Annotated in this window: 4 protein-coding genes; all 4 read right to left on the reverse strand. The window is 46.1% G+C overall.

Annotation, left to right across the window (positions count from 1 at the left end; genetic code table 11):
• Positions 1 to 80: 80 nt before the first annotated feature.
• From DFP77_RS19330 to DFP77_RS19345, 4 genes are read right to left on the reverse strand one after another with little or no spacing between them, the layout of a single operon-like run.
• The gene (locus DFP77_RS19330; protein ID WP_181858601.1) at positions 81 to 440 is read right to left on the reverse strand and encodes a hypothetical protein; all 360 of its coding nucleotides are present in this window, start codon (positions 438 to 440) and stop codon (positions 81 to 83) included.
• A complete protein-coding gene (locus DFP77_RS19335; protein WP_114413798.1) occupies positions 433 to 654 on the reverse strand; it encodes a hypothetical protein in 222 nt (73 codons plus the stop codon). The genes DFP77_RS19330 and DFP77_RS19335 overlap by 8 nt, the downstream gene beginning before the upstream one ends.
• Entirely contained in the window at positions 647 to 1,024 is a 378-nt protein-coding gene (locus DFP77_RS19340) for a hypothetical protein (protein ID WP_114413799.1), read from the reverse strand. Before DFP77_RS19340 ends, DFP77_RS19335 begins: the two co-directional genes overlap by 8 nt.
• On the reverse strand, positions 1,014 to 2,342 hold the full coding sequence (locus DFP77_RS19345; RefSeq protein WP_114413800.1) for a hypothetical protein: 1,329 nt from the start codon (positions 2,340 to 2,342) through the stop codon (positions 1,014 to 1,016). Before DFP77_RS19345 ends, DFP77_RS19340 begins: the two co-directional genes overlap by 11 nt.
• Positions 2,343 to 2,529: the final 187 nt, after the last annotated feature.

Raw genomic sequence — 2,529 nt, forward strand, 5'->3', positions numbered from 1 at the left:
GACAAATCCATTGCCCTCTGTCTGATAATAAAGTTATAACAATCATTTACTAAAGTAAAGCAACACGATCTATGTGTGGTTTACCACACGCTTACGATCTCACGGTCAAACCTAGCTTTATTATTCGCGAGATCGGAAATAGCTTTTTCAATCTGCTTTACATGATCTTCTATGCTGCGGAGTTCACTGCTTAACGATTGAAGACCTTTCTGCACATCTATCTCTTTGTCATGCAACGCGGCAAGCTCGCCTCTTTCCGCAGAGTCGCTAACAGCTCTTAGACTACCCACAGTTCTATCGCAACCCTGCTCCGATTGCTTCAATTCTGTTTGAAGCTGACGGTAGGTATATTCCTTCCTTTGAATTGCATTATTCAATACACCAACGGCACCAAATAGACGCTTAGACATGGACTCACTGTTTTTCCGGCTGTTACTCATGCCCCATGCGTCCTATCAATTGCAATTCTCCAATTAGCTGATCAATCTCGGCGGCTCGGATCTCAAATAATTCTCCCGTTTGCTGAAGGCCGGAGATATCCTGCAAAAGAGGCTCGAAAACGTCTGAGACAATAGACTGGCCAAACTCGTCCCTAACTGTGTCGGAAAATCTACCCATCTGCTGTGAAATAACATTAAATAGATCATCAAACATCGGCACTCCCCTCTTCAAACGGTAGCTGGAGGACAACTCCATCAATCTTTAGAGCATGCTCAACAACACCTGAAACATCCGTAAATGATTCAACCACATCGGCTGCAATAATCACTTCGAGTTGCGGTTTATCCATGATGTAGTCGGACATGAAATGGTCATCATAGGCCCTGACCTTTTTAATGAACTTGTGCCAATAATCTTCTGGCAAGGACAGGGAATGCTTGCTGTCCGATAACGAAATCAGTACTTCTGTGACCTCGTCAACAGTACTCATCGCACCTTTCTCCAAAGCATCCTCGAGCTTGATAGAAAGAGCCTGAGCTTGGCTGATATGCTCAATTGGCATCAGAGCAATTTTAATTTTCATGGATTCCTCCGCTATTTGTATTGGAACCGATCACCATATCCCAGCAGGCTTTATCTATCTCATCTTTTGTCGGAAGCATACCTATCAGAGGTGAACCTGCTTTCCGAAGGGCTTCGCGCAGCTCTTTTTCCTGTTCTGGAGTTAAATCCTTAATGTCGCGTGAACACACCGTCATCGAAGCATTGGCTTCCTGATGTCCGCCGGATTGGAAAACCATGTGATCTTTCTGAGAATAGAGATACGAAGCTTGGCCGCATTTCACTTCAATAGCTATAGATCCTCCGGCTGGAGCACTCATACCTTTACCACGACCCAAAATAACCGGCTCCTTGAGATTTTCGATAATCAAGTCAGTTTTTGTGGATCTGCCGTCTTTAAATGTAGTTTGGGCCTGTGTGTTTGCTTTGTGTCCGAGCGGGCAAAGCGCTTGTTCCACAATTTTCTCGCCACAATAGCCGCTAAGATTACGGCGTACTTTAAGCTGCACGGCGTGCCTTTCAGCAGGTCCATTGGCGGCAACGAGCTGACGTCTGTAGTTGGCTATCTTAGCCCTAAAAATAGGATCACGTTCAGCAAGGTATTCAAAGTAATACCTCTGTTGTTCGAGAGAAAGGTTCAATCTTGATTTTATAATATCTGGTGTAACTGGCTTACCTCGCTCTGGCTGCCATTTTACCCACTCATAAAATTCTTTATATTCCAGATGCGTATCGAGATAAGCATTAAGGGCTGACTTAGCACTCTTTAGCCGCCCTTTACCTGCTTCAAGGTAAACTGCAGCACTTGCAAGCCGAGTTGCACACTCCATTTGAACTGTTTCCGCAAGGTGAGTTGCCATATCAAGGCACAGTCGAGCCATTTCATTTCGCTGCTCCAGCTGCATGCGATGGTCTTTCGCTGCTTCCAATACTTCTTCTGCTGCCGAAACAGCAGGTTCCGCTTCGGCGACCGCTGATTCTGCGGCGTCGACATCAGCGCATTCAGACGAACAGTTGGGCGGTTCATAGTTACCATTCTCATCATATCTGCCATTCGCTTCACAGGCGGAAAGAGATGAACAAGCAGAACTCAAATGCTCATTGTCTGAAGCAAGCTGCTCATTGGCCTGTTCCAGCCGCTGCCCGGCCTCCATTTCGACTTCCATCGCAGCGTCCAGCAGTTGAGCGCTGTTATCAGCCTCCTGCTGTGCTTCGACCAATTTGGCTTCAGCAACAGCAATCTGGGTCTGACAAGCACTCTCCATGGAGTCATAGGCCGACTGAAGTCCGGCAATTGCCTCTTCGAGATTCTCAACTTGTCCAACGGATACGTACGCCATTCCCCACCTTAACTCTGTAAATAATCTCTTAGACGTGAAGCCAGAGCGTGAAGATAAGGGACCTGTTCCGATGCGTTCGCCTCAAAATGAGAGTAAGCGTGTGGTAAACCACACATAGATCGTGTTGCTTTACTTTAGTAAATGATTGTTATAACTTTATTATCAGACAGAGGGCAATGGATTTGTC

Origin of the sequence: Marinomonas foliarum (assembly GCF_003337275.1) — a bacterium.
Lineage (GTDB): Bacteria > Pseudomonadota > Gammaproteobacteria > Pseudomonadales > Marinomonadaceae > Marinomonas > Marinomonas foliarum.

What these genes read in the sequence shown, in the direction of transcription:
- DFP77_RS19330 (WP_181858601.1), bottom strand. Translation starts at nt 440, where the DNA reads ATGAGTAACAGCCGGAAAAACAGTGAGTCCATGTCTAAGCGTCTATTT.
- DFP77_RS19335 (WP_114413798.1), bottom strand. Translation starts at nt 654, where the DNA reads ATGTTTGATGATCTATTTAATGTTATTTCACAGCAGATGGGTAGATTT.
- DFP77_RS19340 (WP_114413799.1), bottom strand. Translation starts at nt 1,024, where the DNA reads ATGAAAATTAAAATTGCTCTGATGCCAATTGAGCATATCAGCCAAGCT.
- DFP77_RS19345 (WP_114413800.1), bottom strand. Translation starts at nt 2,342, where the DNA reads ATGGCGTACGTATCCGTTGGACAAGTTGAGAATCTCGAAGAGGCAATT.